A 26,035-nucleotide genomic window follows, 5' to 3' on the forward strand; every position below is an offset into this window, starting at 1 on the left:
GAGCTATGCCTTACTGTGTCCTGGCCATCTTAATAATTATAATAATTAACAGCACTGCCAATACGGGTACTGAAACACCTCTGAAACAGGCGGAAACAGACTGTAACCAGGTATCGTCAACACAAGCCCCCTCCCGGCGTTATTCGCAGTGTAGCGCCTGCTATTCAACAAAATAACCGTTATGGAGATTGTCATGTTAAAAAATTCAAGCAAAGCTATTTTAATCACTGTATTAACCGGATTCATTGGCATAAGCGCAACCAGTGCCATGGCGGAAACCAAATTTGAAAAAACGCACCCTGCCCGCGATCAGGTCAATGACCGTTTGGCTAAACAGGATCAGCGCATCCATCGTGAAGTCAAGGAAGGTGACATGAGCAAACAGAAAGCTGAGAAGCTGCATAAAGCAGATCATAAAATCCGTCAGGAAGAACGCAACATGGCGGCGCATAATGGAGGCCACATTACCAAGCAAGAACAAAATACACTGAACAAGCAAGAAAATAGCGTCAGCAAAAAAATCGGGAAATAATTGATCAGCATAAGCCAGCCAAGCTGGCAGTACTACTTAACCCGGCAACCGTTTGTTGCCGGGTTAATTCTTTATGATGCACTTGCTTCAAGGTGAGCGAGCAGTGGCACTGACAACCCATTGTTGGCGTCATCCTCTCCGCAGATACTGATACAGTGTTTCCCGGCTAATACCAAACTCACGGGCAAGCTGCGCTTTCTGCTCACCTGCAGCAGCGCGTGTGCATAGATCGGCGGCCTGTTCAGGCGACAACGCTTTCTTTCGCCCACGGTAGGCGCCACGCTGGCGCGCCAGCGCAATGCCTTCACGCTGGCGTTCGCGTATCAGAGCACGTTCGAACTCGGCAAAGGCGCCCATCACTGACAGCATCAGATTCGCCATTGGGGAATCCTCGCCTGTAAAGAGCAGTCCCTCCTTAACAAACTCGATGCGTACGCCTCGACCTGTCAGCTTCTGCACGAGACGACGCAGATCGTCAAGGTTACGTGCCAGCCTGTCCATGCTGTGCACCACTACCGTGTCACCTTCACGCACAAAAGCCAACAGCGCATCCAGCTCTGGACGCCGGGTGTCCTTGCCTGAAGCCTTGTCGGTGAATAGCCTGCTAACCTTGACCTGCTCTAATTGCCGCTCAGGGTTCTGGTCAAAGCTGCTGACTCGCACATAACCTATACGTTGACCTTGCAAGATGACTCCAAAAGTAAAAGTGTCAGGCTGAAATCTATTACCTTTGGCAGATTGTGTCAATAAATATGGTTTACGGTTCTATCCTGACGGTGTTCGCATAGTATGCCTGACATCCGGTTAGGGTATACTTCATTCGGACAAAAAATCCGGCTTGATGACGGGATGCATAGAGGGAGTGCATGAGTAATTTTACGATGCAACAGTACTACGGGGCCAGAGCACCAGAGTATGACCGTGTGTATCTAAAGCCGGAACGTCAGCACGATCTGCGGTCTATCGAAAGCTGGCTGCCGTTAGCGTTATCAGGCAGATCCATCCTTGAGATCGCTTGTGGCACTGGACATTGGACGCAGTTCATCGCACCGGTGGCTAAAAGTATTTATGCCATAGATTCCTCGCCCGAAACTCTGGAGATTGCACGAGTGCGGGTACCTGCTCAACATGTCCAGTTCGTAGAAGGTAACGCATATAGCTTGCCGACACTCACTCCGCTACCCTCCGGTGGTTTTGCAGGATTCTGGCTCTCTCACGTTCCCATATCCTCAGTTCGCTCATTTTTGCTCAGCTTCAACCAGGCTCTTTGCCCTGGGGCAAAGGTTGTGCTCATGGACAATCGGTTTGTCGAAGGCAGCAGCACTCCAATCTCAAATCAAGATGCTGATGGAAATACCTATCAAATACGAAGTCTCGCTGATGGCACGACGCATCAAGTATTGAAGAACTTTTCTACAGAGAAGCAGCTACGTGATGCTGTTGCCGGTATCGTCGACAATGTTCACTATCACGAGTGGGAATACTATTGGGCGCTGGAGTATAGCGTTATTGCCTCGTGAGGATCGGGATATGTTGGGCGGTGTAAATGATATACGCTTATCGTACTTTAACCTCTCTTTCGTCAAGTAACGCCTTATTACGAGCCGACAGGTAGTAAAACTGGCAATAGCAATCACTTTAAATGTGTGCAGAAAGACTACATGACATTGTTACATCATAAAAAACTACCGGGCCACTCACTCTTGTCTGGACGTGAACCACCTGATGAAATTGGCTTTCGGTCTGACCAGCTCCAGATTTGGTATAACAATACAAACGAAAGTTGGGTCGGTGATGGCGAAATTCCTCACATGCACACCACAAGCGACGAGTGTTTCATTGTGCTCAAAGGCTCAATCGAGGTTGAAGTGGAAGGCAAGCGGTCGATAATCAACGAGCGCGAATTCTGTTGCTTTCCGGTAGGGGTGTATCACGCAGTGACGAAGGTATTCCCTCCTGTGGAGACCTTGATGTTGCGCGCGCCTTCTGTCGAAGACAAGGTCTATCAGCCAGCCCCAACACCAAATAAATAAGCGGGGATCTTTCCGGCAAAATTAAATTTCACTTGGATCGAATATTCTTTAGCGTGCTTTATTTTCCGTTTTCTGAAGCGACCCCATATTAAACTTAGTTATTTAACCATTTTAAAACCAGCTTGCATAAAGGCGGGTGGGCTTTGGCTTTGTGGATACGTTCTGGCATGGTCAGGGGCTGATTGGTGCGATTATTTTGACCGCTCTGGTAGTCAGGTATGTCTTTGGTTGTTTTAATCGCTTAAATCGCCTCAGGACGGGTTTTTTGTGAGATAGTTAATCTTCTGTATTTGTAAAAGGGTATGAAAATGGCTATTAATTCATTAATCGGTTTAGTTGCTGCAACCCTTATTCTGCTTGTAATTGCTATCTACGCGAACACGCATCGTGCTGAAGATCACAAAAAGAAACAAAATATTCAGGAAAATAATGAATAAAGCATCATTTGAATGGTCTTAGCATGATTGTTCATATCTTCACCTGGAGTAGTTAATATGAAAACCATCGCAATATTTAGTTTTGGGTTTGTTGACGGCGTTAAATTGGCTTTGGTAAGCAACAAAAGGATGTTGCTACAGGTATTCAGTCATCTCAGATAGCAAAAGCAATGCTGGATACATGACTACCCATGATGGTTTCTATTTCACGGGTTAACGTATCCAGGGTGGCAAACACTTTTGTTTTTCCAAGTGCGGTTTGTAACGTCCAGTTTTTATCCTGTTGACCTTCGATACACAAAATCCAGCAGCCTGGCTTAATGTCACGCACCGCATAAAATTTAGTGATGATGCCTAGTTCAAAATACTCTTTTGCCTGATTTATTTTCATGAAATTTTGTTTTCGTGATGATTAATTGTTGTTTTCATTATAACAAAACATTGAAAACGTGATGTAATAGACGTACTGTAAATTTAAATTTTGTGAGATGACGATTAATTTTGATCGTATTTTGTTCTTCGCTGACGTTATACAAAAACAAGGAGTAGCTAATGCAGCATCGGCTCAAAAGCGACACCGAAGCGTACAGCTAAATCCGCAAGTCGCTTATCAAGCGTCCATAATTCAGTACTGGGTGTAATAAGCGTAGATGCCAGTAATGTAATATCTACTAATCCGCATCCAAGGCCATACAGTTTCTCATGTTCGATGAATTGCATGACTTCACCTAGACTTACCTGGTTACAGGATTGCAAAAAGCTAATGTTATTTAACGTTTTGATGCGGGGTGCTGGTGGTGTTCCACAAGCAAGTTCGAGTATGACCATTGGATGAGTGAATGCACGGTCTAGCTCTATGATATTAACCAATACATCATTACCGTTTCGGAAGTGATCTATCCACACCGAGGTATCAATGAGTACATTCATTGCGAAGCGGCGTGATCACGGCGGCGCGGTATATCTTGAATTTCAGGCATGGTGCCGCCTAGTGCGACAAGCCGCTTGGCGGCTTGTACACGTACAAAAGTTTTAATCGCTTCTCTGAAAATATCCGCTTTATCCATGTTCGTATCGGCCATTTCCAGGGCTTGTTCATAGAGGGCATCATCAATAGTAACCGTCGTGCGCATTGCTATCTCCATTTTTGCATCATTAATGATGTTAATGTACATCAAAAACATCATCACCACTACTATTAAATGTTTAAAACAGCTTTTTCATTTCGAGTGCTGTGTGGGCAATGTCGAGCTGGTTTTTAAGTTTCTCAACGTGGGTTTCAAGTTCAGTGATTCGCTCATCACGTTCATCTGGTGTGTCATCTTCTTCATTTTGTTGCAACTGATTTACAGTGTTTGTCAGGTGAGCTACGCGTTGTTTCAATACATTGTTTTCTTCTGTTTTTTGCGATACCGTATTTTCTAACGTGCTAATGTCACCTGATTCAGCCTCACGTCTTTTTGTATTCTTAAATGCCATAAAGAAGTAAAATATAACGGAAAATGTGATGGCGATGATTGCGATAGTGACGATAAAAAAGAACCATCTGTAGCCTATTATTTTCCAGTACGTATCCTTTAATACTGCTTTTGAAACATCTGAAAATGGATCTGCTTTCGCATCTTTTGTTGCTTTTGCGACTGATGCGGGATCACATCCTGGAATTATTTTAGGAATTAGATTATTAAAAATGCCAAATGAATAACCACAACCGTTAATAATCGCCTGATCTTCATTCGCTACGCGGTTATCAACAATTTGATTTATTCGAGCATCGGCGTCATTTAATTGATCATTGCATTTGCCAATCAGATTTTGCTGGTCTTTGATCTTTGCAAGATCGTCATCGTCGTGACAACCAGTTAACAGTCCAGTCAGCATTAACATTGTCATGATTGTTTTTATAATTCGCATATCAAACCTCAATCAGTTCATAAAAAATCTTATTTTCAACTTCTTCACCAACCAGATAGTCATTTTCTTTTACCCATTTGCCATTACTATTTTTGGTCCATTTTGCGTAGGTTGCAGACGGGGACAATGCTTTTTGGTATCTATTTAGAATGGCTTTTGAATCGGACACAATCTGGATCAGATCGACCTTTTTATTTTTGATTGAAAGCGAGCAACCACGAACAAAAAAGTCCAAGTCGCGCTCCCATTTTGCTGAAAGTTCAATTTCAACGCCAACTGTTCTTTTGTCGGACATAATAATAATTAAATCGAACTGTTTTTCACCCGCGACGGATTTTTCTGCGAGTTCTGATTCGGTCAGAAAGGTGTGTCCATTCTTGATTGCTTTCAAAGCTGTTTTTTGGATAAACAGGTCATGCCTAAAATGATCTTGCCTGGATCGATACGGATCCAACTGGTAATTCAAAAGTTGATTTGAATGTGAGGTGGCAATTTCAAGACCAGCCCTGGATAAAGTTAAAAAAGTTGGCGGAGAACCGCTCGCCGTTTTTGTTTCTACTAATAGTTCTTTTTTTACCAGGCGATTTGATAGTCCAGTAGTCGTTGTCATATTTAAAGAATCGACGATTTTTTTGGATGAAAAACCGAAACGATATACCCACAAAAGCGCGGCGATTTCTTTCTCGCGGCCAACAGCTTTTGGTGATTTTCCCGTGGCTTTAAACTTTTCCCGCGCTGTGCTTAAATTAGATTCTATGTTATTGTTCATAATTAGATAATGTATTGAAATTATATATCTAATATAACATGCTAGTATGGTGTTGTAAACTATATTTATTTTTTAAATTGTGTTGTTGTGTTTGTGCTGCAAAAGCTTTTGAATCGCCATAATCTAATTTTGCTGCGCAAAACGGCTGTACGCCGCGCTACGCGTTTATTATAGCTATTTTGCTGGACGCAAAATTTCAAAACTTTTACAGCCTTTCGTCGGCTTTGCCTCCTCCAGCGGACTAGTCGTCCTCGGGTGCCCCGCCGCTTCGCGGCTACCCCGCAACCCGACTGCGCAAATCGCACTAGTTGGCACTAGTCCAATTTACTGGATTCCGCTACCGCAGAATTGACTGTCGTCATCGTGTTTCGGGGTAGCCGCAAAGCGCGGCGCAGGGGCTGTGCCCCCCACCCAAAGTCGCGCACTTGGGTGCGCTAAAATTGCCGACGCTACGCTGGCAATTTTCCTTTGCGCGGCTCCACCCAGCATTTTGTCTGCGCCAAAATGGGCTGCGGCTGTACGCCTTGCCCCGCTTCGGCGGCACCTCGCGCCATTGCGCGTCGCCAAAACCTGCCTATTTTGATTGTTAATTTTGGTTTTACAGTTGTTTTGCAGAATCGCGTGCGAGCGTATTTCTGTTTGTGGTGACTTGTCACAATCTTCCTGTTCAGGCTTTGTGATAATTGGGATAGATGAATTGCAATTACGATTCTTCGGCATTACAATATTACTACTTTTGTAGTTATATTATGTTTGGAGAGCAAAGATGGGCATGCCAGTTAGAATCGACGATGCATTATATGAACTAGCGCGAAGCGAAGCGAAAGTAGAGCACCGAACAATTGCGGGACAGATTGAGTATTGGGCTATGGTGGGCCGGGCTTCACTCGACAATCCTGATCTACCTGTGAGTTTTGTGGCGGAATCACTGGCTTCAATGCGTGAGCCACGCAAACAGACAACACCTTTCGTACCACGCAGTCAGCGTGCATGAGTTACACCGTTGAACAGACGCGGCGGTTTGCGCGTCAATATAAAAAGTTACACGACAATGTCGCCGCTGACGTTGATAGTGCAGTCAAGCGTGTGGCTGAGAACCCAGCCGTCGGTGATCGCAAAAAAGGCGATCTCGTCAATTTATTGGTTTACAAATTCAACAGTCAAGGACAGCTCTATCTGCTGGGCTACACACTCGACGACAATGTCCAGCTGGTTTATCTAGAAGCGATAGCACCACATGAAAACTTTTATCGCAACCTCAAACGCTAAGTAATGCCTGGATAGTCTGGTCGTAGCCAGTCATTGAGCGTCATCCCAATACCTGGCCATGCAACCTTTAATTAACTGCTTCTTTTAATGCCTTGCCAGCACTAAACCCTGGTGAATTGCGGGCAGCGATTTCCAATGCGGCGCCTGTTTTAGGGTTGCGTCCTGTACGCGCTTCGCGCTTAGACACCTTAAATGTACCAAAGCCCACTAATGCCACATCATCGCCTTTCTTAAGGGCATCCGTAATACTGCTAATGATGGCATTTAATGCGTTTTCTGCTGACTCTCGTGTTAATTCTGACTCCTTGGCAATGAATGCCACTAGCTCTTTCTTGTTCATGGTCGCTCTCTTTTGTTTATGGAAATTGATGGATAGTATCGGCACGTGTGCCGTTGCGTATTATGCCACGGCATTATTGGGGAATGGCATCGGTTGCGTGACATGTTCCGTTGCTGGTTAGGCCATTTTATGTTGTTCCAACATGCAGCGAGTGACCTGCCTATAAACAACATCCACACGAATTTGTGTGTAACCCCCCGCGCATTGTGGGCTGGCGGCCATGTTTCCCGGTGCTTGCTTCATGACAGACAAACTTATACGCAATAAGTATCTAAACACAGCATATAATATCAAGCTACACCGTCATTCACGAACGGCATGTTCATGACGTGAATGCGCATGCATAACTAATAATTATTGTTGAGTCTGGAGTTACCATGATGAATAACAACGACACCACCGCATTTGACAGCCTAGCCGCAATAGCAGGTTACAGCAGCGACACACGGCTCTATGAATTCACCTTTGCCGATACCGATGAACTCACTCCTTGGCTAGACAACAACGGCCTGCTGGTTGCCGCCTTCAGCAGCAATGACCGCCTGCACCAGGTGCCCTACACCGACATTCTCGTGCTCTCACGCCGCCCAGACCTGCCCCTGCAATTAGCAATGGGTCGCGCCGCCACCCTGCACATCAGCCTAGCCAACACCAGCCGCACCCACCTCAACGGCTACATCACCGACATCCAGCCACTAGGCAGCGACGGTGGCGTAACCCGTTACCAGTTGCGCTTATCCCCCTGGCTGGAAGATCTACGCCATGCCACCCATAGCCGGGTCTGGCAGGAGCAGTCAGTGCTGGCGATAGTCGATAGTGTATTTGCCGATTATGCCCCACGTGCCTACTGGGACTGGAGCAATGATGCGCTGTCGCTGTTGTCTGCCCTGCCTGTGCGTAGCTACTGTGTGCAGTATCGTGAATCGGATCTGGCGTTTGTGACGCGCTTGCTGGCTGAGGATGGCTTGAGCTGGCGAGTGGATCAGGATGATGTGGATGCACCTGATGGGCATACGCTGGTGTTGTTTGCCGACAGTACGCAAGTCAGTGCTTGCCCTGCTGTGCCGTTTGCACCAGCAACGGGGTTGCGCTTTGCGGGTACTGGCTCGCAGCAGCAGGCGGACAGTATTACGGCGTTGTCTTCTTCGCACCGGTTGATACCGGCACGGGTGACGCTGGCGAGTTTTGATTATAAGGCGAAGTCGGTGGTGGCAAGCTCGGTGCCAACACAGCTGGTGATCGGTGATGCGCAGTATCAGAAGTTGCCACCCATAGAGCATTATGACTATGTGGGGGCATATGCGTTCAGCCAGGCGGATGAAGCACAACGCCATGCGCTGGTAATCATGCAGGCGCTGGAGGCACGGCAGCAGATTTGGTCGGGGTTGAGTACGGTGCGCAGTCTGCGGGCGGGGTTGCAGTTTGGCATAGACGGGCATCCACGGGTGGGGGTGCCTGGTACGCCGGAGAGTTGGGTAAGTACGCAGGTGGTGCAGGCGGGGATTAATAATTTGCCTTATGCGGCGCATGGCAGTGCTGCGGGCAATACGCTGGTGCCGTCTTTGACGGACTGGCTGATGGCGTTGTTAGCGCCATCATCTGATGATGCTGACACAGCGCACAACACGGCAAGGCAGCGCGATCAGGATGTGGATGCGCTGTCTGCCCCGCTTGCGGATGAAGCCCGTGCCGCGCTGGTGGCGACTGCCCAGCGTCTGGGTTATGCCAATGCGTTTATCGCATTACCTGCCAACCGCCCATGGCGACCCTGGCAGTCACGGCATTTGCATATGTTGCCAACTGGCATGGGCAGTCAGACTGCACGGGTGGTGGGGTTTGATGGGGCTGATGATGGTTATGCTGACAGTGATGCGTCTGGCAGTTCCCCTGCCCTGTTGGGCAACGATGAGATTTGTTGTGATGCGCTGGGGCGGGTGCGGATACGGTTCCAGTGGCAGGATGCACTGGACCAAACTGGCAGTCGTGCCAGTTGCTGGGTACGGGTGGCGCAGCGTTCTGCGGGTGGCGGGATGGGCAGTCAGTTCCTGCCGCGTATCGGGCAAGAAGTACAAGTCCAGTTCATGGAGGGCGACATCAATCGCCCGGTGATAGTGGGTGCGCTGTACTTTGGTCAGGGTGAGGCCGGTGTGCCGGCAACCCCTGCGGGATCATTGGTAGATGCGGATACGAGTGCGTTAAGTCAGGCAACTGATCACAGTGTGTCAGCTCAGGGCAATTTAACCGCAGGCTATGCGCCTGCCTGGCATGGTGCGGGGGTGGGTGCGGATGCGCATAACAACGCTGCTGCGCAGTTTGGTATCCGTAGTCAGGAATACAGTGGGTCGGGTTATAACCAGCTGGTGTTTGATGACAGTGATGGTGCGGGTCGGATACAGTTGAAGACAACACAATCAGGGACAGAGTTGAATCTGGGGCATCTGCTGCATACGGCAGATAACTATCGGGGCAGTTTCCGTGGTAATGGGATTGAGCTGCGTACCGATGCCTGGGGGGCATTACGTGCAGGGTCGGGCTGGCTGGTGTCGAGTTATGGGGTGAGCCACAGTGCCAGTCAACGCCAAACCGCTGGGGATGTGCCTGCGGGCTATGGGTTGTTGAATACGGCCAATACGCTCGGGGCGAGTCTGAGTCAGTTGGCGGATAGTCATTTGAGTGTGGGTATTGCGGCGCTCAAGGGCAGTAGCAAAGCCAACGCCAGTTATCTGAATGACGAGGCTGCGCCAATTCCTGCCTTGGGCAAGGTGTTGCAGGGGATGGTGGATGGCAAGGCGCTGGATGCAGCACAGGGGGATGCGGCAGCACAGAACACGCAGGCAGATGACCAGCACCTGCCCCACCACACTGATCCAGTGATCAGCATTCTGGCGAAGCATGATTTGAGTATGACGGCGAGGCAAGATGTGCAATTCAACGCAGGTGAGACGTTGAATGTGCTGAATGCGGCAGATAGTCAGTTCACTACGGGTGGGGCGTTCCGTGTTCACAGTGGGCAGGCGATAGGCTTGACGGCTGGGGGGTTGAAGCAGAACCAGACGGCGGGCATGCAGTTGATTGCAGCACAAGGCGATACGACGATACAGGCGCATAACGACATCATCAGTTTAAAAGCTAAAAACAATCTGGATATGAAGAGTGCGCAGGCGAGTATCGACTTTGCTGCGGCGACGGATATTACACTGCGTACCGCAGGCGGTGCGGCTATCACGATTGCTGGGGGGAATATCACGGTGCAGTGTCCAGGTAAGATATTGGTGCAGGCTGGGGTGAAGGGGTTTACGGGGGGTGCTAGTATGAATTATGCGTTGCCGCAATTTGCCACTTCCACTATTTGCATACCTTGCTTGCTCAAGGCGCTTAACGCAGGCTCAGCATTAGCCAGTGTCTAACAGGAGTATTGATGTATTTCGCTAATGACTATTTGGGCGCATGGGAATTGCTTGATCATGCGCTATCCATTATTGCTGAACGACCTGCGCTGAATTGGATAGCCGTCGTCGATCAAGCATTTGATTATCAGGCAGCGCCTTTACGCTGGCGTAGTGAGTCGGTGTGTTTGTATGACAATGACCTGATGCAGCAATTCGCCAAGCTTAGCCCAGTGCTGCTGGCGCTACCCACGGCTGAACCAGAGCCTTTACGCAAAGCGCTGGTTACCCTGTTTGCACACTGCGAGGGACGCCCTATGTTGAGTCTGATTGCCAGTGAACATTCCGCAATGGAAATTGCCGAGGCTTGGCGTCCGTTTCAGAAAGTCAAAACAGACGATGGGCAATTATTTGTGCTGCGCCTCGCTGATACGCGGGTGTTACCCGCGCTGGCCGTGGCACTACCGCCAGCGGCATGGCATGGATTAACCCATCAGTTCGCAGCCTGGTACATCATTAATCGTAGCGGCGATTTGGAAAATATCCCGCTAGCCGAAACAGATGCAGAGATTCCTGATGAAATCACGCTAGATGCGGAAGCGGTTGCAATGATGCTGGACTTGGGGCAGCCTGATGCGGTGATAGCGGCGTTGCATGAGAAAACGCCTGATCTGGTACCAGACTCCCAGCGAGCACAGTTTTACCAACGTATAACTGACATATGCGCCTATGCCAAACAATATAGGGTTGAGTCATTCCAAGACATTGTCGCCCTCGCCATATTAGGCTGCCTCACCAACAATGAAGCTTTGGCTGACCCGAAGTTGCAGCAATTATTGGAGCAACATAAGTGGGAGCAAGGCAGTCTTATTTCGGAATTGGAGGCGTATGTTGAATAAAGTTCAGATACAAAAAATGAAAACCCTGCTCCTCATTCTCGTACTATGCCTGCCGCTGGCAGGCTGTTTTGAAGAACCTACCGCGACCGTTTCCTATGGTGCGATTAGTTATATCGACGAACCTATTGTCTCCATCATCATCAACGGCGAAGGCGGCATACTCGGCGTTAACCCTCACGCTGGTGGCGCAGGCGGCATGTGCTGCGTAGTGATTCCCGAGCATTGGCACCCTGGCCTTAAAGCCACGATTAAGTGGCAAATGGATGGTACGTGGCTAAAGGACAGCCAAGGCAAACTGGTCATCCGCAACGGCAAAAATGTCCTTGTCCAAGGCCCATGGAAACAAAAAATCGTTGATATACCCGAATACAAGGAAGCAGATACGGTTGCGATTAACTTCTTCCCGCATGATGACGTAAAGGTGTTGGTAACCAAATGGGGGCCAGGCTCTCCCAATTATCCCTATCCAGTTCCAGACCCTAACCATTGTTGGGATGGTATTGAAAACATGTGTAAAGGAAAATAATTATGACAGCATTGACTCCGCAACCTTTTCCAGCTGACGGCTATCGTAAATTATCTGCTAAGGAAACCATGCAGCGCGCACAGGCCATGAACAGCACCATGGCTACAGACACCCAGCCCAAGTGCTCGGGTCAGGTACATGTCGGCATGTTTTTTGATGGTACAGGTAATAATAAAACAGCGGATTATGATGATTTGCCACCAGAAAAACGTAAGCACAGCAATATCGTCAAGCTTTTTCACGCTTATCCAGATGCACCTGATAGGGGTTACATTGCCAATTACATTCCCGGTGTCGGCACAGCATTCCCTGAAATAGGCGAAAAAAGCACCAGCGCGATGGGCTCCGCCGCTGCGGCGGGCGGTGCTGCCCGCATTATCTGGGGTTTGTTGCAAGTAGTGAATGCCCCTTATCGCTATGTAACAACTGCGCCATTAATCCCAGACAAACAGGCTGGTGATATTAGCAATATGCAAGCGTGGACAGCCGATGCTGAAAACCGCAAGGTGTTACACCACTGGCAGGATCAGCTCAAAGCCGCACTCGCAGGCAAAAAACCGCACGTTGAGCAAATCAATCTGTCAGTATTCGGTTTCTCGCGTGGGGCTGCCGAAGCACGGGTATTTTGCAATTGGTTAATGTCGGTATGCAAACAGGAAAATGGCGGCTGGACATTTGCGGGCATTCCGCTATGCATTACTTTTTTGGGAATATTCGATACCGTGGCATCAGTAGGCGCTGCCAATTTATGGGGCGGCAACTCGGTAACGGGGCATCAGCAATGGGCTGATAATAGCCTGCAAATCCATCCCGCCATTGAGCGCTGCGTGCATTTTGTGGCGGGGCATGAGGTGCGGGCAACCTTTCCGCTGGATTCAACGCGGATTAAACAGCAATACCCTGCCAATACCAAAGAGGTGGTGTACCCTGGCTCGCACTCCGACCTGGGGGGCGGCTACGCACCCACCGCCCTCGGACTGATTCCTGCGCCTGATGATAACTTGAGCATCATTCCTGGCATGACCATGTACCATGAAGCTATGAAATCAGGGGTGCCATTAATTGCGTGGCAGAAATTACCAAAGAATTTCAAAGACGACCTGACACCTACACAGGCTACTATTGCCGCCTTCAACACCTACGCCCAAGACGCAAAAATCAGCTCAGCTGCGGTAGAGCATATGCTGGAACAGCATATGGCGCTGTATCTCAGCTACCGTTTCAAATATCGCAATGCGCTACCAGAGCGCATGTTTTACAAACGCGCCAATAAAGCAGATCGGGGTTATTTGCAGACCACCCAAAACACCATTCATTTCCGACTCGGCGAGCTGGCGGTTGGCGACCCTAATTCACCCGATTTTGATCCGGCTATAGCCGCCGCTCAGGCGAAAGCGCGTGCTATTGCAATGGCTAAAGCCACTGGTATCGCATTCGACGAACAAGACCTTAAAACCCAGCAACTCTACAAAATCGCTGCCGCCATCAATATTAAAAAGCTTACCCCTGCAATTGAACAGCTTTGTGAAGACTATATCCATGACTCCATGGCAGGGTTTATCGGCATGGCAACAGTTTGGGACAGAGGGATAATGAACGAAGAAGCGTTCAATAGCATGGGTATCATGAAGTTTCGCCATGTGTTCTTTGGGAATGATTAAGCCGCTATGAGAACACCAGCCGCACCCACCTCAACGGCTACATCACCGACATCCAGCCACTAGGCAGCGACGGTGGCGTAACCCGCTAATGACGAGCATAGCTTTATTGCGGCGCAGTCTCCGTTGCAGTATCCTGCTTCGACGATGACGGCTTAATAGGCTCATTGGGAGCGAAGCTACAATTTAGCGACATTAGGGGCGGAATCACGTTAGAAGCATTGCTGGACATGGTTTTCACTCAGGGTGTTTTTGACTAAAACCGCGAAATGTCAATTAGCTGCTTTTCCGCCGCTGGTTAATGCCTCAAGCCGATCAATAATGGCAGAAATGTCAACGAGGCCACTGCCTATAAAAATCTGACGGCAACAAAAAGAAATGAAACGCGCGATGTTTCACGCTCACAAGACGTTCTTGTCTTAATTGACATTTCGCGGTTTTAGTCAAAAACACCCAGTTTTAGCCTCGATGAGTAAGACTCTCGCACGAGAGTCTTACTGTTCTGCGATGTGCTTTATGCGGAATGAGCCATCTCTGCGTGCAGTTTGATACCCAGTGCTGACATCACCTTGAGAATAGTAGAGAAGCTTGGATTTCCTTCGCCAGATAAGGCCTTGTAGAGGCTTTCTCGTCCCAATCCACTATCTTTGGCAAGTTGTGTCATGCCTTTGGCGCGTGCAATCGTACCGAGTGCTTTGGTAATAAAAGCCGCATCATTACCCGCCTCGTCTAGACATGCTTCAAAATAGAGCACCATATCCTCATCAGTCTTGAGGTGTTCAGCACTATCCCATTTTCGTAGTTTGATCGTTTTCATTGCTCACTCCTCAATTTGTTGCGCAATCTCCAACGCGGTTTTAATGTCTTTCGATTGCGTGGACTTATCTCCACCAGCCAGTAAGATCACTATTTCAATTCCTTGTTGAACAAAGTACACGCGATAGCCTGGTCCATAATCAATCCGCATTTCGGAAACGCCTTTGCCAACAGGTTTGCAATCCCCAAAATTACCATCTTCGGCGCGATCGATTCGAACCTGTACACGCCTCACGGCCTGCTTATCCTTCAGACTAGCGAACCAGTCATCGAAAATTTCCGTTGTGTGAATTGAATTCATATGGTTGATTGTAATCTTTGGGATACATTGCGTCAATTGTTATTGGTTGTCTTTGACTGACTGGGAACATTTCAGAAAACGGAAATTATCGTTATTGCGATTGGGGGAAGCGTGTGTTTTTGACTAAATCGGTGTACGAATCAAAGCGCACATCCGATATTGATTTTGCTTAGTTTCGGACAGGGCTAATTGGGGGTGTACGCAACTGGACGGTTTCGGGTAGACGTTGATGTGACATGTCACTGAGTGGTGAGGCGGCGAGCCGATGTCCAGGTCGGGGCTATCTTTCGCTTCTCGGCCTAAACGGACTCTCTTTAAGTAAATTATCCAACCTAGTAAGGTGCCTGCTGTTATTAGACCACTACAATTATGAGCAGGCAGATGTTGTGTCGAGTGAGGTTGAGTTTTAAAATCCATATCGGTTATTTATAGCCTTAGGAGGGGTGTTAAAAATGAAAGTTATTATGGGTAATGAGCCAGAAACTAAATCAGCATTAACTGGCGACCAAAAAGTTAGCCTAGCTATTGCTATAGGCATAATCGGTTTTTTACTTGCAAAACATCATGCATTTCTAACGCCTCATGCTTTCAAAATCACTATGGCTGTTATCGCTTTTTCGGTTGTTGCTTTGTTGCTTAAAGCAATACCTGAGCGTGCCGCGAGACAAGTATCTAATAGTTTAGAAAAAATGGCAGAACAGGATAATAAAGGAATGCCGAAAATTTCTAATGGGCGTATAGCTCATGATAACTACTGTGAAGAGTTGGTGCGCCGCGCAAAAAAACATAATTCAGTCGTAAATATGGCTACTTTTATCTTTTTATTAGCGGCTATCGTTATTTATTTTCTTAATCTGAGCATGATAATGTTAATTGCATGTGTTGTATTGGCTGTGATGTCTCGTTCGTTTTCTATTAGATCTAATCGCTGGCTTTCTTCTGCTGAGTATTATTCTTTTCCTGGGGCTCGATTGCAAAATATGCAGCATCGGTGCATATTTTGTGGCGCAAAAGGGATATATATAAAGGGACAGTATGCATCAAATAATAAGTATGCTTATTGTACAAAATGCGAATCACCGCTTTTTGTACAATAAACGTTGAATTAAGTCAGTGCCTGGGCAGGATGATGCTTTAAGCGAGCTGGAATTTGGCATCCATAGGTGTAACGATTCGGATAAAAAGTGAGCACACAGATGAGTATTCTGGAATATCAATTATTAAGTATTTTTCTTTTTTCATCGGTAAACTCTTGATCCGTTAGTGCTCCCGATTTTTTTAGTTCTACCAGACTTTTTAGTAATTCTATTTTTTGCTGTTGAGTTTGAGTTGTTGCTGGAGGCGATGTTTTTACATTAGTTGCAATTGCAGGTGTGCTAGTAAGCTTATTCTCAACCATCTCAGCTGGCTGAGCAGGTGGCAATGGGACATTGAAACCAAGTTGTTTAAGTTTTTCATCATCAGGATGAGTAACGCCTTCTTCAGGAAGTTCTTCGAGTTCGACAAGCAAGCCTGGTATTTTTTCTTGCGCCTTAGCTAACATTTCATTGAACATTTTCTTTGAATATTCTGCATCATTGCCTTGAACGGCATTTTTAATTCCAGACATAATTCCGCTCATTAAGCCGCTAGAGCTTGATGATTTTTGCTCATTAATAATGGCTATTCTAGTGCCTTTTTTAGATAGGTAGATACAACCAAAGATATTTTCTTTTGACTGTCCGAGCATTCCATTGTTGCTTGAACTAGATACACCAACCTGGGGTCGCTGTAGAAAACGGAATTTAAAGTACGTTAAGCCCCAGGCATCGGCCGCAACGGCCTGAACTTACCTGCCCCGATCTTAGCGCTGGAGCGCCAGACGTAATCGCCCGTCAGGTTGATGTGCTCCCAGCCCAGTGGCGACAGGTATTGCAATAGCAAGGTGTCCACCTCCTGGCCATGGTTCCGCAAAGTGGCTGTGGCCCGCTCCAGGTAGACCGTATTCCACAAAACGATGGCCGCCGTGACCAGGTTCAAACCACTAGCCCGGTAACGCTGCTGCTCAAAGCTGCGGTCGCGGATTTCGCCCAGTCGGTTGAAGAACACAGCCCTGGCCAGCGCGTTACGCGCCTCTCCCTTGTTCAGTCCGGCATTGACGCGGCGGCGCAACTCCACGCTTTGCAACCAGTCCAGAATAAACAGCGTGCGCTCAATGCGGCCCAACTCACGCAGTGCCACCGCCAAACCGTTTTGTCGTGGGTAACTGCCTAGCTTTCGCAGCATCAGCGAAGCTGTCACGGTGCCTTGCTTGATGGATGTGGCGAGCCGTAGGATTTCATCCCAATGGGCACGAATCTGCTTGATCTTCAATCGCTCACCGCTGATCATCGGTTTGAGACCGTCATAGACGGTGTCGCCTTTCGGAATGAAGAGCTTGGTCTCGCCTAAGTCACGGATGCGCGGCGCGAACCGAAAGCCTACGAAGGGCATCAGGCCAAAGACGTGATCGGTGAAACCTGCTGTGTCGGTGTAGTGCTCCTCGATCCGCAAGTCCGACTCGTGGTACAGCAAGCCATCCAGCACATAGGTGGAGTCGCGCACCCCGACATTGACCACCTTGGTGCTGAACGGTGCGTACTGGTCGGAGATATGGGTGTAGAAGGTGCGCCCCGGTTCCGAGCCGTACTTTGGATTGACATGGCCGGTGCTTTGGGCCTTGCTGCCTACCCGGAAGTTTTGTCCGTCCGATGAGGACGTGGTGCCATCCCCCCAGTGGTCGGCAAAAGGTTGCCGGAATTGGGTATTCACCAGGTTGGCCAAGGCGGCGTTGTAGGTTTCATCGCGGATGTGCCAGGCTTGCAGCCAAGCTAGCTTGGTGTAGGTGGTGCCAGGGCAGGACTCGGCCATCTTGGACAACCCCAGGTTAATACCGTCAGCCAGGAGGGTTGTCATCAACAATGTTTTGTCTTTGGCTACGTCGCCGGACTTCAGGTGGGTGAAGTGGTTGGTAAAGCCAGTCCACCCATCGACCTCCATCAGCAGCTCGGTAATCTTGATGTGGGGCAGCAGTGCCGCCGACTGGTCTATCAGGGCTTGTGCCTCATCGGGTACTACCGCGTCCAGTGGCGTGATCTTCAAACCCGTGGCTGTGGTGATGATGGCGTCCGGCAACTCGTTGGCTAGCGCCATCAAGTTGGCCTTGGCAAGCTGGGATTCCAGCAGCGTCAACCGCTCATGGAGGTACTGGTCACAGTCAGTTGGCACGGCCAGCGGCAATTCGTCGGCCAGTTGCATTGTGGTGAACTTCTCGACAGGGACAAGGTACTCATTGAAGTTCTTGAATTGGCGAGAACCTTGCACCCACACATCACCTGAACGCAGCTTGTTCTTCAGTTCCGACAAGGCGCATAGCTCATAGAAACGGCGGTCGAAACCATTGCTGGTTTTGACTAACCGTGCCCAGCGGGGCGTGATGAATTTGCTGGGCGCGTCCGCTGGCACTTGTTTAGCGTTGCTGGAGTTCATCAAGCGCAGTGCCTCGATAGCTTCCAGTACATCTTTGGCTGCTGGCGCGGCACGCAGTTTCAGCACATTCAGAAATTCAGGCGCATAGCGGCGCAAAGTCGCATATCCATCACCCATGCGGTGCAGGAAATCAAAGCTCTCGGGCTGGGCCAGCACTTGTGCCTCGCTGACGCTCTCGGCGAAGTCTTCCCAAGGAAGCACCGATTCAATGGCTGCGAATGGGTCAGCGCCTGTTTTCTTGGCTTCAATCAGCGCCAAGCCGATACGGCTGTAGAGGCACACCTTGTCATTGATGGCTTTGCCGGAGGCCTGAAACTGCTGCTGGTGCTTGTTTTTGGCTGCGTTGAACAGCTTGCCGATGATGCGGTCGTGCAGGTCGATTATTTCGTCGATGACCGTAGCCATGCCCTCAATGGCCAGCGCTACCAAGGTGGCATAGCGCCGCTGCGGCTCGAACTTGGCCAAGTCAAAGGCCCGCATTTGCCCACCCTCTCGGGCGATTTTGAGAAGACGGTTTTGATGTACCACGTGTTCAACACTGGCTGGCAGATCAAGTGCTTGCCATGATTTCAGGCGCTCAATATGCTCCAGCATGTGGCGCGAGTTTGGCTTCTTGGGTGATAGGCGCAGCCAGGCCAGCTTGGTTGTCTTGCTCCCCTCCTTGTGCAACAGTAGCTCATCCAGTCGCTGGCGGTGGGCGCGGGTCAGCTGATCTGACAGTGCCGCATAAATGCATTTGTTGGCACGGGTGATGGCTTCGGCACAAATACGCTCAATGACGTCAACGGTGGGCAACAACACCCCCTTGCTACGCAGCGACTCGGCCAGAACACTGGCCAGTACGATGCCCTTGTCAATCTGCAAGGCAAGCTCACCCAGGCTGTGCACTGCGGCCCGATAGTGGCTCAACGTGGTGAACGACTGAAATTCATAAGCGGCTTGGAGTTCCAAAAGATGTTCGCGCCGCGTTTCGGCACGCTGGTGCCCGTAGTCGTTCCAAGCCTCGCGGGGAACCTTCAACTCATTCGCCACCATGTTCAGTAAGTGGGCGGAAGGTTCGGCATCAACGCCCAGCAAGATGCCAGGGTAGCGCATGTAACAAAGCTGAACTGCAAAGCCCAACCGGTTCTGAGCACCGCGATGCTGGCGAATGAGTGCCAAGTCGACCTCGCTGAAGGTATACAGACGGATCAACTCATCCCCGGCTGTCGGGATGGCCAGAAGGCTTTCGCGCTCATTTGCAGACAAGATCGAACGGCGGGGCATGCTGTTTCCTTCTTCTTAAAAATGTAGGTTTTTGATAAGCCTCGCCTAGTCGCCGATGCGGCACGCAAAATCAAGGCACTTCCATTCTCACAAATAGTTCTTGATATGTTATTCTCAGTCAACTACCATTACAACGAGTTTTGATAAGGAGAGATGCTATGCAAGCCGTGACGACTGCCCCGCCCATACCCACGGGCAAGATCAAGAGCTTTGGTGCGTTCGGGCCAAAGTACGAAGTTGGCAAGCCACTTCGCCAGTTGGATGATGGTGACTGGATGGTCGAGGTCAAGATGGTCGAGACAGGCGAGTCCGCCGAATATCGGTTGACACATGTTTACGATGATCCAGAGGCTCGCTAATGTACGCAGTTTCCTTTGATCTGACGGTGGCCGACGCCGAGATGAACCACCCAAAAGGGGTTTCACAGGCATACACCGAGATCGGTGCCATCTTGGGTGAACATGGTTTTCGCCGAGTTCAAGGTAGCTTGTATGTGACAGACAACGAGGACATGGCCAATCTCTTCCTTGCCTTCCAAACGTTGCGTGCTCGTCCTTGGTTTCCGAAGTCCGTACGAGATATCCGAGCCTTCCGCATTGAGCAATGGTCAGATTTTACCGCCGTGGTTAAAGGAGTCTGAGCAATGAGCCAATCCACCGCACATAAATTTCACATTACAAAATCATGTTGATCGGGTATGCACGCGTTTCGACACAAGACCAAAACCTTGACCTTCAGATCGACGCTTTAACCAAAGCGGGCTGTACAAAACTGTTTGACGACAAAATCAGCGGCAGTAGTAGAGAACGGCTAGGGCTTACGAAGGCTCTGGATATGCTGCGCGAAGGCGATACCCTCGTGGTGTGGAAGCTTGATCGTTTAGGGCGTAGCGTAAAAAACCTGGTCGATTTGGTCAGTGATTTGCACAAGCAAGGTGTCCAGTTCAAAAGCCTGACTGACGCCATTGACACTGGCACCCCGTCAGGCCGCTTCTTCTTTCACGTCATGGCCAGCCTAGCCGAAATGGAACGTGAACTGACGGTGGAGCGCACCCGCGCAGGGCTGGAAGTCGCCAGAAAACTTGGCCGTACAGGTGGGCGCAAACGAAAAATGACCGACAGTAAGATCGAGTCAGCCAAGAAGCTGCTGGCCAACGGCGTGCCACCTTGTGACGTAGCTCATAACCTCGGCGTGTCCGTGCCAACCCTGTACCGCTGGATTCCAGCTTCTGGGACGGCTTAACGTACTTTAAATTCCGTTTTCTACAGCGACCCCAACCTGTGCATAAGCGGAATTTCCACAGCCAATATAGCTCATTGTTACTGGGCCAAGATTTATTGTTTGCAAAGAAGGTTCGCCTGGGCGGTCAGGTAGTTCAGTAGGCATTAAGTTAATGTGTTTTGAAGGAAAGTAAGTGCGCGTGCCTATTGCAGCGACAAGTGCATCGACAGACCCTTTAACGTCAGTTGGGTCTGGATTTACAAGATAAAGTCGACTAACGGTAGATGACGATTGTGCAGCAGCTATGCTGGATATGAAAAATAAAGACGCAAGCAGCCCACGAATTCCTGTTTTTAACATTAAATTATTCCTGTAATTGCTACATTGTATCAATGTGATGTTAGCTAAAAAATCCCTTTTCAAGGGGGTGGCTTCACATTGTTGTATTTAATAATATGTTTGGTTATTTTGTTGTATTGCGACAATTAAATCAAAACATTCAGTTTGAACCACCTGCCTGCTGTGATACGGGTGCTGTTGGAGATAATGTTGCCAAACCATTGTTGAATATTATTCTTTCGCCAACGGTTGGATTATGGCCTTCGCGGTAAAAGAATATTCCAATCTGGTGCGTGTCATTTGTCTCAATATATACTTTATCCACATACTTAACACCCTTATTCGGATCTTGAATTGCATTCGTAGCGCCTGCAATGATGCCACTCGCAAGACTAAGTGGTAATCCTAATGGACCATCAAAAATTATCCCAGATGCATTTCCGCCATGCGGAGCATTCACGTGATTCTCGACGCCAGTTATTGTGCCTAATGTTCCATCTGCTAATTTTGGAAACTGCATGGGACAAGCTGGTTTCGGGTCACCCACATTTTGCAAGACTGGAATATCTGGTGCACAGTAGTTTTCAGATGCCAAATGGAACCCATTGGGGCCTAAAGTGGCGAGCGGTATGGAGGTGCATCCTGTCATAAAAATTGATAACAGCGTTGCTGAGCCTAGTTTTTTTAACATCTTTATTAACCTTAATTTAAGAAAGAGGCCATGGCCAAAAATAACACGAAGCATTTAAAGTTGATCTGTTAAGACAACCATCGAGTTTGAGATGGTAACCTAATCACACGCAGCCGTAAGCCAAGTTGCCTTATTTTTCTTGGTGGTTCTGCTGTGGTGATTGCGCACAAGAGGTGTTATGTTAAGCGGGGGGTGTCAATTAACTGTTGTTTGTTGTTACTGAATAGCTATAATGATGTGAATACTTGCATCATTGGAGCAGCAAAATGCACCTGTACACACTAGAGCAATTCCGCACCACAACCGAAACAGGCGGCATGCTGTCGGTTTCCATCATCGCGCAAGGCGGCACCTTCCATATTGTCGGTGAAACCCGACGCGGCAATGCTTCCTTGATTAAAACCAGAGGTAAAGCACCTCGCGAATTTCGGGATGCAACCAGGGCACTTGCATTGTTGCGTGAGCTGGGTATTCGTGAGGCTAAAGTGGACACGCGGAATTGGCGTCCTGAGCAAGCTGATTTAGGCAGGGCAACCCGTCCAGATCGTGCCGCTGTGTTGCGAGAGGCATTGGCAGCCGCCGAGATTCAGCGCAGCCTGGATGCAGCTATTAAACAAGCGGATGACCCGAATACTGTTTGGGTGGCGCATGAACATGGCTTGTTCGGCTCTATTTAGGTGGAGCTTGAGATGAATCTTCCTATCCACGAAAATGGATAATGTAGGGTAGAATTCAAACTTCTTATAACCAGCCGTAAATATCAACCCGTAACACAAGTATAAGATCTATTCAGAGGGATGCCGCACGTGATCAAAGAGAAGAAAACGCTGTATGAGATTTTGGGGGTTTCTCCTAATGCTTCTGATTCTGAAATTAAAACAGCATATCAAAACTTATCTAAAAATCTCCAATCTGCAAAGAACGACACAAATCGTGATGATGTTGATTTAAAACTGAAGGTGATTAATGTCGCTTTCAATACCCTCTCGATAACAAGAACACGTGATGCTTATGATGCTAGGCTGGCTGGACTCAACGTACCAAAGAACACTACGACGCCACCCCTTAGTTTGATCCCATTAGAGATGGATGAAGCTTCATCGCTAAAAAATGAAGCTATGTCACTTAAGACCGAAGCTATATCACTTAAGGCTGAGAGCGTATCACTCAGGGCTGATGTTATAGCGCTTAAGGTAGAGCGTGGTTATAGTGGTTATCAATCTACAGAAAGCGTGCTGGAGAAATCATCCAGATTGTTATCACCTGTAAAGAAAGCTTTTGCAATTGTTGGTAGTCTTGTCGCAATAGGGTTGGTGATTCAATTGATATTTATGCTCATGATAAACCGACAGGCAACTACGTTAGTTGGGAATACGTCTAAAGCAGAAGAAAAAGTTATGTTGCAGGATTATTACCAACGAACAGGAGTGCGAGTAGCCAGCAAAGCGGAAATGGATTTGCTAGAAGCGGCGAGCCACCGTGAAGAACAAGAACAAAATAAAATACGTGAACAGGAACGCGCGAAACAACAAGAGGACAGAAAATATCAGCAATTCGTCGAAGATGGCAAGCAGGAGGGAGAAATTGTGTCTCAAAACCTTCAGCTTGCAGAGGAAAAAGCTCGTTATGAAGAAGATCAAAAGAAACGGCAAGCGCAAGAAGACCAGCGCAGACAAGATGAACTAGAGGCTGAGCGAATCCAGCGGGAGAAAGATAGTTGGCAAAATACCCTCACCAACTAGTATGACGCAGGGATGGCCCAGTACACTAAAAAACTAATAGTCAACGGAGATTGTGTCCGTGATTGCATTTTGCGGAGCTCTAAAATGAATATGACGGAAGTCCTCTCCAAGCGGTCAGTTGCTTTGTTGCTAGCTGCCTTTATGTGCGTAAGTTGCAGCCGCGAAACAATTACGGCAAAAAGTTTCATAGGGAAATGGAAGTCAACTAGACTTGAAACGCCAACCTATCTTTATGAAAATGGGGAGTGGGAAATTAAAACTGAAGATGGTGTAATCCTGCAATATGGCATTTGGCAATACGAGCATAATAAAATTATATGGATAGACAAGGCTGGATCTGGAATTGAAACTGATGCGAATGCTGTTTTGTCTGTAACTCCGCAGGAGTTCAGGGTTAAGGAAAATGATGGAACCACGACTACTTTTTCCAGGCTTGTTCAAAACTAGCAGCGCTTAGCAGCCTGTCTGGCTTAAATGGGGTTGGGTGGCGCAATGAATGGGTAGGCGGGGTGTAGAGCAGTCGGTATCGAGAACGTTAGGCGGTTCTGACCTCGGTCAATAGGTCAGGGTGGCGATCCAGCAGTTTAAACAGCTTGACCAAGGCCAGTGGCGGCTTGGTTTTTCCATTCTCATAGCGAGAGAAAGCATTGACACCACCACCGAAAAGTTCCGCAGCCTGGCGTTGGTCAAGATCGAGCTTTCTGCGCACCTTGGCGATGTAGTCTGGATCAACGTAGGCTGAGTTTATCTGCCGCTGGAATAAGCCAACTAATTCGCTGTAACGGTCGCCATGTTCACGATTAAGAATAACTTCACCACAAGCAGGACAAAAATCGCCTGTCACCGATGGGATGGTGGTGGTTTCGCCTTTATATGTGTAGGGTATGTCGCGCGTGTCATTGATCAGTTCTGCTGCACCACAGCATGGGCATTTCATAGTCATAGCTCCTTAAATGAGACGATTAACACATCATCGATGACGGTAAGCTTCAGATACACTTCATCACCACTTACTGTTTTGGTGCGGTATACGTCTTGCCAAACACAATGATCAGCATGAGTCGTCATACTCTTATAGAAATCAGCAGAGGTGAGCGATGAGACAACGGTACACATACCAGCTAGGTCGTTGATGCCAAGCTCACGCGCCCCATTAAATGCGCTGGCAGTAGCGCTGACCCGTCCAGCCTCGATTATGGCTTTGACAGTTAATAGCTTGCAGTGCGGGGTGCCTTTTTCCATGCGGTTATTGTAACTCAATAGGTTAATTTGTCAATTAGGTTAATTGGGGTGTCTCAGAAAACGGAAAAAATCGTACGCTAAGGCTCTAACGCGCCTTCTCGCAAACGATGGTTTTTGAGATGGCTTTCTGGGAAAGCGGCGCGGCTTGGATGTTCTCGAAAATCGTTCTTGATTTGCGCAAGGCAAAACATGAGTTTCTAGAGCGTTTTGTCTTAGCGTGCTTTGTTGTCTGTTTCCAGAGTAGGTCGGACGGTCGCCAGCGGCAAGAATAGGGTGTGAGGTGAATCAGGTAGAGCAATGAAGCCGTGATGTCGATAGAAGGCCGCTGCCGTCTCGTCCTTGGCATCGACCATCAAGGCATAGGCAGCAATCTCTGATCGTGCGGCACGGTCTAATGCATCAGCCAGCAATGCACCGCCTAGACCTTGACCCTTGAAAGCTTGATCGACAGCCAAGCGGCCCATACGAACCGCTGGTACGGTCGGATAGCGCGGTAGCTTCTTTCCGGTGCTGGCTGGAAGATCTGCCAGCAGCAGGCTTGCCGACGCTAATGTGTAGTAGCCAGCGATACGTTGCTTGTCAGTCAGTGCTACAAAGCAGGCTGCTACACGGCGGCGAACGTCTTGGGTGACTTGTTCACGTAAGTAGCGGTTCAGTGGTTCGGAGTCGCTGTTGAACATGGTGCGTTCATGCGTCACATCGAGCGGCGCGAGCCGGAATGGCGCGCGGCTCATTCAGTATGCAAGAGTTTATTGCGACGGGTGAAGGCGCGTTCCAAGGCTGGGGATGGTTGCGGCGGCGACAGCAGCGCCAATGCAAAGCATTCCTGGTCTGCCAGCGATAGGCGGATGACTTCGGCCTGCTCGATGGCGCGTTGCGCTGCGTCTTGGACAGCGGTGACCACGAAATCGGTCATGGTGCGCCCCTGAAGTTCGGCGGCGCGCTTGAGCATCGAATGTAGATCGGTGCTGATCCTGGCTTCGAGGCGTGCGGTAGAAATAGCTGCGGACATGGTGTTATCCTCCTTTCGGTAATTGTACGGCAAATTGCCGCACATATCCATGGCTATTAGTGTGCTTTATTTTCCGAATTCTGCGACGGCCCCAAAAACGACCAGAGCGAGGCTTCCATTGGTGCGCGAAAACGC

At 48.7% G+C, this 26,035-nt stretch carries 34 protein-coding genes; 17 read left to right on the forward strand and 17 right to left on the reverse strand.

What is annotated here, in order from left to right; genetic code table 11:
* The first annotated feature begins 193 nt into the window (after positions 1–193).
* Positions 194–532, forward strand: coding sequence for a hypothetical protein (locus SFSGTM_RS16675; protein ID WP_162086411.1), 339 nt, complete (start codon positions 194–196; stop codon positions 530–532).
* Positions 533–661: 129 nt separating this feature from the next.
* On the opposite strand, the gene SFSGTM_RS16680 is transcribed toward SFSGTM_RS16675, so the two are convergent.
* Positions 662–1,219 carry a recombinase family protein gene (locus SFSGTM_RS16680; RefSeq protein ID WP_194367992.1) on the reverse strand — a complete coding sequence of 186 codons (558 nt, stop codon included), beginning with the start codon at positions 1,217–1,219 and terminating at the stop codon, positions 662–664.
* 179 nt (positions 1,220–1,398) lie between these two features.
* Between SFSGTM_RS16680 and SFSGTM_RS16685 the strand changes: the two genes are divergently transcribed.
* The 3 genes from SFSGTM_RS16685 (at position 1,399) to SFSGTM_RS17250 (ending at position 3,002) form a co-directional block, all read left to right on the forward strand.
* A complete protein-coding gene (locus tag SFSGTM_RS16685) occupies positions 1,399–2,052 on the forward strand; it encodes a class I SAM-dependent methyltransferase (RefSeq protein WP_162086413.1) in 654 nt (217 codons plus the stop codon).
* A 141-nt stretch (positions 2,053–2,193) separates the two neighbouring features.
* Positions 2,194–2,565 carry a cupin domain-containing protein gene (locus tag SFSGTM_RS16690; RefSeq protein ID WP_162086414.1) on the forward strand — a complete coding sequence of 124 codons (372 nt, stop codon included), beginning with the start codon at positions 2,194–2,196 and terminating at the stop codon, positions 2,563–2,565.
* Positions 2,566–2,873: 308 nt separating this feature from the next.
* On the forward strand, positions 2,874–3,002 hold the full coding sequence (locus tag SFSGTM_RS17250) for a hypothetical protein (protein WP_269780114.1): 129 nt from the start codon (positions 2,874–2,876) through the stop codon (positions 3,000–3,002).
* Between the two features lie 154 nt (positions 3,003–3,156).
* On the opposite strand, the gene SFSGTM_RS16695 is transcribed toward SFSGTM_RS17250, so the two are convergent.
* The 5 genes from SFSGTM_RS16695 to SFSGTM_RS16715 all read right to left on the reverse strand — a co-directional run bounded on the left by SFSGTM_RS16695 (position 3,157) and on the right by SFSGTM_RS16715 (position 5,685).
* Complete coding sequence (locus SFSGTM_RS16695) at positions 3,157–3,393, reverse strand: hypothetical protein (RefSeq protein ID WP_162086415.1); 237 nt, start codon at positions 3,391–3,393, stop codon at positions 3,157–3,159.
* Positions 3,394–3,551: 158 nt separating this feature from the next.
* Positions 3,552–3,932 (reverse strand): type II toxin-antitoxin system VapC family toxin, encoded by a 381-nt coding sequence (locus tag SFSGTM_RS16700; protein WP_162086416.1) that lies wholly within the window; start codon positions 3,930–3,932, stop codon positions 3,552–3,554.
* Entirely contained in the window at positions 3,929–4,135 is a 207-nt protein-coding gene (locus tag SFSGTM_RS16705; RefSeq protein WP_162086437.1) for a type II toxin-antitoxin system VapB family antitoxin, read from the reverse strand. Before SFSGTM_RS16705 ends, SFSGTM_RS16700 begins: the two co-directional genes overlap by 4 nt.
* Positions 4,136–4,208: 73 nt before the next feature.
* Positions 4,209–4,916 carry a hypothetical protein gene (locus SFSGTM_RS16710; RefSeq protein WP_162086417.1) on the reverse strand — a complete coding sequence of 236 codons (708 nt, stop codon included), beginning with the start codon at positions 4,914–4,916 and terminating at the stop codon, positions 4,209–4,211.
* A 1-nt stretch (position 4,917) separates the two neighbouring features.
* Entirely contained in the window at positions 4,918–5,685 is a 768-nt protein-coding gene (locus SFSGTM_RS16715) for a hypothetical protein (protein ID WP_162086418.1), read from the reverse strand.
* Between the two features lie 766 nt (positions 5,686–6,451).
* Here SFSGTM_RS16715 and SFSGTM_RS16720 point away from each other — a divergent pair.
* Positions 6,452–6,679 carry a ParD-like family protein gene (locus SFSGTM_RS16720; protein ID WP_162086419.1) on the forward strand — a complete coding sequence of 76 codons (228 nt, stop codon included), beginning with the start codon at positions 6,452–6,454 and terminating at the stop codon, positions 6,677–6,679.
* The gene (locus SFSGTM_RS16725) at positions 6,676–6,954 is read left to right on the forward strand and encodes a type II toxin-antitoxin system RelE/ParE family toxin (protein ID WP_162086420.1); all 279 of its coding nucleotides are present in this window, start codon (positions 6,676–6,678) and stop codon (positions 6,952–6,954) included. Before SFSGTM_RS16720 ends, SFSGTM_RS16725 begins: the two co-directional genes overlap by 4 nt.
* A 67-nt stretch (positions 6,955–7,021) precedes the next feature.
* Here SFSGTM_RS16725 and SFSGTM_RS16730 read toward each other — a convergent pair whose 3' ends face one another.
* Positions 7,022–7,294, reverse strand: a complete 273-nt coding sequence (locus tag SFSGTM_RS16730) for an HU family DNA-binding protein (protein WP_162086421.1) — start codon at positions 7,292–7,294, stop codon at positions 7,022–7,024.
* Positions 7,295–7,671: 377 nt separating this feature from the next.
* Between SFSGTM_RS16730 and SFSGTM_RS16735 the strand changes: the two genes are divergently transcribed.
* Genes SFSGTM_RS16735 through SFSGTM_RS16750 form a run of 4 tightly spaced genes read left to right on the forward strand, consistent with a single transcriptional unit; the run spans position 7,672 to position 13,766 of the window.
* Positions 7,672–10,701 carry a type VI secretion system Vgr family protein gene (locus SFSGTM_RS16735; protein ID WP_232526103.1) on the forward strand — a complete coding sequence of 1,010 codons (3,030 nt, stop codon included), beginning with the start codon at positions 7,672–7,674 and terminating at the stop codon, positions 10,699–10,701.
* 11 nt (positions 10,702–10,712) lie between these two features.
* Positions 10,713–11,579, forward strand: a complete 867-nt coding sequence (locus tag SFSGTM_RS16740; protein WP_162086422.1) for a DUF4123 domain-containing protein — start codon at positions 10,713–10,715, stop codon at positions 11,577–11,579.
* Entirely contained in the window at positions 11,569–12,105 is a 537-nt protein-coding gene (locus SFSGTM_RS16745; RefSeq protein ID WP_162086423.1) for a DUF3304 domain-containing protein, read from the forward strand. Before SFSGTM_RS16740 ends, SFSGTM_RS16745 begins: the two co-directional genes overlap by 11 nt.
* Before the next feature lie 2 nt (positions 12,106–12,107).
* The gene (locus SFSGTM_RS16750) at positions 12,108–13,766 is read left to right on the forward strand and encodes a T6SS phospholipase effector Tle1-like catalytic domain-containing protein (protein ID WP_232526104.1); all 1,659 of its coding nucleotides are present in this window, start codon (positions 12,108–12,110) and stop codon (positions 13,764–13,766) included.
* A gap of 511 nt (positions 13,767–14,277) precedes the next feature.
* On the opposite strand, the gene SFSGTM_RS16755 is transcribed toward SFSGTM_RS16750, so the two are convergent.
* Positions 14,278–14,580, reverse strand: coding sequence for an addiction module antidote protein (locus tag SFSGTM_RS16755; protein WP_162086424.1), 303 nt, complete (start codon positions 14,578–14,580; stop codon positions 14,278–14,280).
* A 3-nt stretch (positions 14,581–14,583) separates the two neighbouring features.
* Positions 14,584–14,880 (reverse strand): type II toxin-antitoxin system RelE/ParE family toxin, encoded by a 297-nt coding sequence (locus SFSGTM_RS16760; protein ID WP_162086425.1) that lies wholly within the window; start codon positions 14,878–14,880, stop codon positions 14,584–14,586.
* Between the two features lie 452 nt (positions 14,881–15,332).
* On the opposite strand from SFSGTM_RS16760, the gene SFSGTM_RS16765 reads away from it, so the two are divergent.
* On the forward strand, positions 15,333–15,977 hold the full coding sequence (locus tag SFSGTM_RS16765; protein WP_162086426.1) for a hypothetical protein: 645 nt from the start codon (positions 15,333–15,335) through the stop codon (positions 15,975–15,977).
* A gap of 116 nt (positions 15,978–16,093) precedes the next feature.
* Here SFSGTM_RS16765 and SFSGTM_RS16770 read toward each other — a convergent pair whose 3' ends face one another.
* Both SFSGTM_RS16770 and SFSGTM_RS16775 read right to left on the reverse strand, forming a co-directional pair.
* Positions 16,094–16,609: a hypothetical protein gene (locus SFSGTM_RS16770; protein ID WP_162086427.1), complete on the reverse strand. Its 516-nt coding sequence runs from the start codon at positions 16,607–16,609 to the stop codon at positions 16,094–16,096.
* Positions 16,610–16,674: 65 nt separating this feature from the next.
* Positions 16,675–19,653, reverse strand: coding sequence for a Tn3 family transposase (locus SFSGTM_RS16775; protein ID WP_162084761.1), 2,979 nt, complete (start codon positions 19,651–19,653; stop codon positions 16,675–16,677).
* Positions 19,654–19,811: 158 nt separating this feature from the next.
* On the opposite strand from SFSGTM_RS16775, the gene SFSGTM_RS16780 reads away from it, so the two are divergent.
* Genes SFSGTM_RS16780 through SFSGTM_RS16790 form a run of 3 tightly spaced genes read left to right on the forward strand, consistent with a single transcriptional unit; the run spans position 19,812 to position 20,895 of the window.
* A complete protein-coding gene (locus tag SFSGTM_RS16780) occupies positions 19,812–20,012 on the forward strand; it encodes a DUF5397 domain-containing protein (RefSeq protein ID WP_162084760.1) in 201 nt (66 codons plus the stop codon).
* The gene (locus SFSGTM_RS16785) at positions 20,012–20,293 is read left to right on the forward strand and encodes a virulence factor (RefSeq protein WP_162084759.1); all 282 of its coding nucleotides are present in this window, start codon (positions 20,012–20,014) and stop codon (positions 20,291–20,293) included. Before SFSGTM_RS16780 ends, SFSGTM_RS16785 begins: the two co-directional genes overlap by 1 nt.
* 44 nt (positions 20,294–20,337) lie before the next feature.
* Positions 20,338–20,895, forward strand: coding sequence for a recombinase family protein (locus SFSGTM_RS16790; protein ID WP_162084758.1), 558 nt, complete (start codon positions 20,338–20,340; stop codon positions 20,893–20,895).
* Between the two features lie 6 nt (positions 20,896–20,901).
* Here the strand turns inward: SFSGTM_RS16790 and SFSGTM_RS16795 are convergent, their stop codons facing one another.
* The gene (locus SFSGTM_RS16795) at positions 20,902–21,234 is read right to left on the reverse strand and encodes a hypothetical protein (protein WP_162086428.1); all 333 of its coding nucleotides are present in this window, start codon (positions 21,232–21,234) and stop codon (positions 20,902–20,904) included.
* A 139-nt stretch (positions 21,235–21,373) separates the two neighbouring features.
* Positions 21,374–21,904: a hypothetical protein gene (locus tag SFSGTM_RS16800; protein ID WP_162086429.1), complete on the reverse strand. Its 531-nt coding sequence runs from the start codon at positions 21,902–21,904 to the stop codon at positions 21,374–21,376.
* A gap of 266 nt (positions 21,905–22,170) precedes the next feature.
* Here SFSGTM_RS16800 and SFSGTM_RS16805 point away from each other — a divergent pair, with 266 nt between their 5' ends.
* From SFSGTM_RS16805 to SFSGTM_RS16815, 3 genes are all read left to right on the forward strand, one after another.
* Complete coding sequence (locus SFSGTM_RS16805) at positions 22,171–22,581, forward strand: hypothetical protein (RefSeq protein ID WP_162086430.1); 411 nt, start codon at positions 22,171–22,173, stop codon at positions 22,579–22,581.
* 129 nt (positions 22,582–22,710) lie between these two features.
* The gene (locus SFSGTM_RS16810) at positions 22,711–23,646 is read left to right on the forward strand and encodes a J domain-containing protein (protein ID WP_179954410.1); all 936 of its coding nucleotides are present in this window, start codon (positions 22,711–22,713) and stop codon (positions 23,644–23,646) included.
* A gap of 84 nt (positions 23,647–23,730) precedes the next feature.
* Positions 23,731–24,093 carry a hypothetical protein gene (locus SFSGTM_RS16815; protein ID WP_162086431.1) on the forward strand — a complete coding sequence of 121 codons (363 nt, stop codon included), beginning with the start codon at positions 23,731–23,733 and terminating at the stop codon, positions 24,091–24,093.
* Positions 24,094–24,181: 88 nt separating this feature from the next.
* On the opposite strand, the gene SFSGTM_RS16820 is transcribed toward SFSGTM_RS16815, so the two are convergent.
* The 4 genes from SFSGTM_RS16820 to SFSGTM_RS16835 all read right to left on the reverse strand — a co-directional run bounded on the left by SFSGTM_RS16820 (position 24,182) and on the right by SFSGTM_RS16835 (position 25,900).
* Positions 24,182–24,583, reverse strand: coding sequence for a type II toxin-antitoxin system MqsA family antitoxin (locus SFSGTM_RS16820; RefSeq protein ID WP_162086432.1), 402 nt, complete (start codon positions 24,581–24,583; stop codon positions 24,182–24,184).
* A 2-nt stretch (positions 24,584–24,585) separates the two neighbouring features.
* Positions 24,586–24,888: a type II toxin-antitoxin system MqsR family toxin gene (locus SFSGTM_RS16825; protein WP_162086433.1), complete on the reverse strand. Its 303-nt coding sequence runs from the start codon at positions 24,886–24,888 to the stop codon at positions 24,586–24,588.
* Between the two features lie 212 nt (positions 24,889–25,100).
* The gene (locus SFSGTM_RS16830; RefSeq protein ID WP_162086434.1) at positions 25,101–25,622 is read right to left on the reverse strand and encodes a GNAT family N-acetyltransferase; all 522 of its coding nucleotides are present in this window, start codon (positions 25,620–25,622) and stop codon (positions 25,101–25,103) included.
* On the reverse strand, positions 25,619–25,900 hold the full coding sequence (locus SFSGTM_RS16835; protein ID WP_162086435.1) for a type II toxin-antitoxin system TacA family antitoxin: 282 nt from the start codon (positions 25,898–25,900) through the stop codon (positions 25,619–25,621). Before SFSGTM_RS16835 ends, SFSGTM_RS16830 begins: the two co-directional genes overlap by 4 nt.
* Positions 25,901–26,035 lie beyond the last annotated feature (135 nt).

Source organism: Sulfuriferula nivalis (assembly GCF_009937995.1).
GTDB lineage: Bacteria > Pseudomonadota > Gammaproteobacteria > Burkholderiales > Sulfuriferulaceae > Sulfuriferula > Sulfuriferula nivalis.

Bases quoted from the DNA above. Each gene is read 5' to 3' on its own strand.
- SFSGTM_RS16675 (WP_162086411.1), top strand. From the start codon at position 194: ATGTTAAAAAATTCAAGCAAAGCTATTTTAATCACTGTATTAACCGGA.
- SFSGTM_RS16685 (WP_162086413.1), top strand. From the start codon at position 1,399: ATGAGTAATTTTACGATGCAACAGTACTACGGGGCCAGAGCACCAGAG.
- SFSGTM_RS16690 (WP_162086414.1), top strand. From the start codon at position 2,194: ATGACATTGTTACATCATAAAAAACTACCGGGCCACTCACTCTTGTCT.
- SFSGTM_RS17250 (WP_269780114.1), top strand. From the start codon at position 2,874: ATGGCTATTAATTCATTAATCGGTTTAGTTGCTGCAACCCTTATTCTG.
- SFSGTM_RS16695 (WP_162086415.1), bottom strand. From the start codon at position 3,393: ATGAAAATAAATCAGGCAAAAGAGTATTTTGAACTAGGCATCATCACT.
- SFSGTM_RS16700 (WP_162086416.1), bottom strand. From the start codon at position 3,932: ATGAATGTACTCATTGATACCTCGGTGTGGATAGATCACTTCCGAAAC.
- SFSGTM_RS16705 (WP_162086437.1), bottom strand. From the start codon at position 4,135: ATGCGCACGACGGTTACTATTGATGATGCCCTCTATGAACAAGCCCTG.
- SFSGTM_RS16710 (WP_162086417.1), bottom strand. From the start codon at position 4,916: ATGCGAATTATAAAAACAATCATGACAATGTTAATGCTGACTGGACTG.
- SFSGTM_RS16715 (WP_162086418.1), bottom strand. From the start codon at position 5,685: ATGAACAATAACATAGAATCTAATTTAAGCACAGCGCGGGAAAAGTTT.
- SFSGTM_RS16720 (WP_162086419.1), top strand. From the start codon at position 6,452: ATGGGCATGCCAGTTAGAATCGACGATGCATTATATGAACTAGCGCGA.
- SFSGTM_RS16725 (WP_162086420.1), top strand. From the start codon at position 6,676: ATGAGTTACACCGTTGAACAGACGCGGCGGTTTGCGCGTCAATATAAA.
- SFSGTM_RS16730 (WP_162086421.1), bottom strand. From the start codon at position 7,294: ATGAACAAGAAAGAGCTAGTGGCATTCATTGCCAAGGAGTCAGAATTA.
- SFSGTM_RS16735 (WP_232526103.1), top strand. From the start codon at position 7,672: ATGATGAATAACAACGACACCACCGCATTTGACAGCCTAGCCGCAATA.
- SFSGTM_RS16740 (WP_162086422.1), top strand. From the start codon at position 10,713: ATGTATTTCGCTAATGACTATTTGGGCGCATGGGAATTGCTTGATCAT.
- SFSGTM_RS16745 (WP_162086423.1), top strand. From the start codon at position 11,569: ATGTTGAATAAAGTTCAGATACAAAAAATGAAAACCCTGCTCCTCATT.
- SFSGTM_RS16750 (WP_232526104.1), top strand. From the start codon at position 12,108: ATGACAGCATTGACTCCGCAACCTTTTCCAGCTGACGGCTATCGTAAA.
- SFSGTM_RS16755 (WP_162086424.1), bottom strand. From the start codon at position 14,580: ATGAAAACGATCAAACTACGAAAATGGGATAGTGCTGAACACCTCAAG.
- SFSGTM_RS16760 (WP_162086425.1), bottom strand. From the start codon at position 14,880: ATGAATTCAATTCACACAACGGAAATTTTCGATGACTGGTTCGCTAGT.
- SFSGTM_RS16765 (WP_162086426.1), top strand. From the start codon at position 15,333: ATGAAAGTTATTATGGGTAATGAGCCAGAAACTAAATCAGCATTAACT.
- SFSGTM_RS16770 (WP_162086427.1), bottom strand. From the start codon at position 16,609: ATGCTCGGACAGTCAAAAGAAAATATCTTTGGTTGTATCTACCTATCT.
- SFSGTM_RS16775 (WP_162084761.1), bottom strand. From the start codon at position 19,653: ATGCCCCGCCGTTCGATCTTGTCTGCAAATGAGCGCGAAAGCCTTCTG.
- SFSGTM_RS16780 (WP_162084760.1), top strand. From the start codon at position 19,812: ATGCAAGCCGTGACGACTGCCCCGCCCATACCCACGGGCAAGATCAAG.
- SFSGTM_RS16785 (WP_162084759.1), top strand. From the start codon at position 20,012: ATGTACGCAGTTTCCTTTGATCTGACGGTGGCCGACGCCGAGATGAAC.
- SFSGTM_RS16790 (WP_162084758.1), top strand. From the start codon at position 20,338: ATGTTGATCGGGTATGCACGCGTTTCGACACAAGACCAAAACCTTGAC.
- SFSGTM_RS16795 (WP_162086428.1), bottom strand. From the start codon at position 21,234: ATGTTAAAAACAGGAATTCGTGGGCTGCTTGCGTCTTTATTTTTCATA.
- SFSGTM_RS16800 (WP_162086429.1), bottom strand. From the start codon at position 21,904: ATGTTAAAAAAACTAGGCTCAGCAACGCTGTTATCAATTTTTATGACA.
- SFSGTM_RS16805 (WP_162086430.1), top strand. From the start codon at position 22,171: ATGCACCTGTACACACTAGAGCAATTCCGCACCACAACCGAAACAGGC.
- SFSGTM_RS16815 (WP_162086431.1), top strand. From the start codon at position 23,731: ATGAATATGACGGAAGTCCTCTCCAAGCGGTCAGTTGCTTTGTTGCTA.
- SFSGTM_RS16820 (WP_162086432.1), bottom strand. From the start codon at position 24,583: ATGAAATGCCCATGCTGTGGTGCAGCAGAACTGATCAATGACACGCGC.
- SFSGTM_RS16825 (WP_162086433.1), bottom strand. From the start codon at position 24,888: ATGGAAAAAGGCACCCCGCACTGCAAGCTATTAACTGTCAAAGCCATA.
- SFSGTM_RS16830 (WP_162086434.1), bottom strand. From the start codon at position 25,622: ATGAGCCGCGCGCCATTCCGGCTCGCGCCGCTCGATGTGACGCATGAA.
- SFSGTM_RS16835 (WP_162086435.1), bottom strand. From the start codon at position 25,900: ATGTCCGCAGCTATTTCTACCGCACGCCTCGAAGCCAGGATCAGCACC.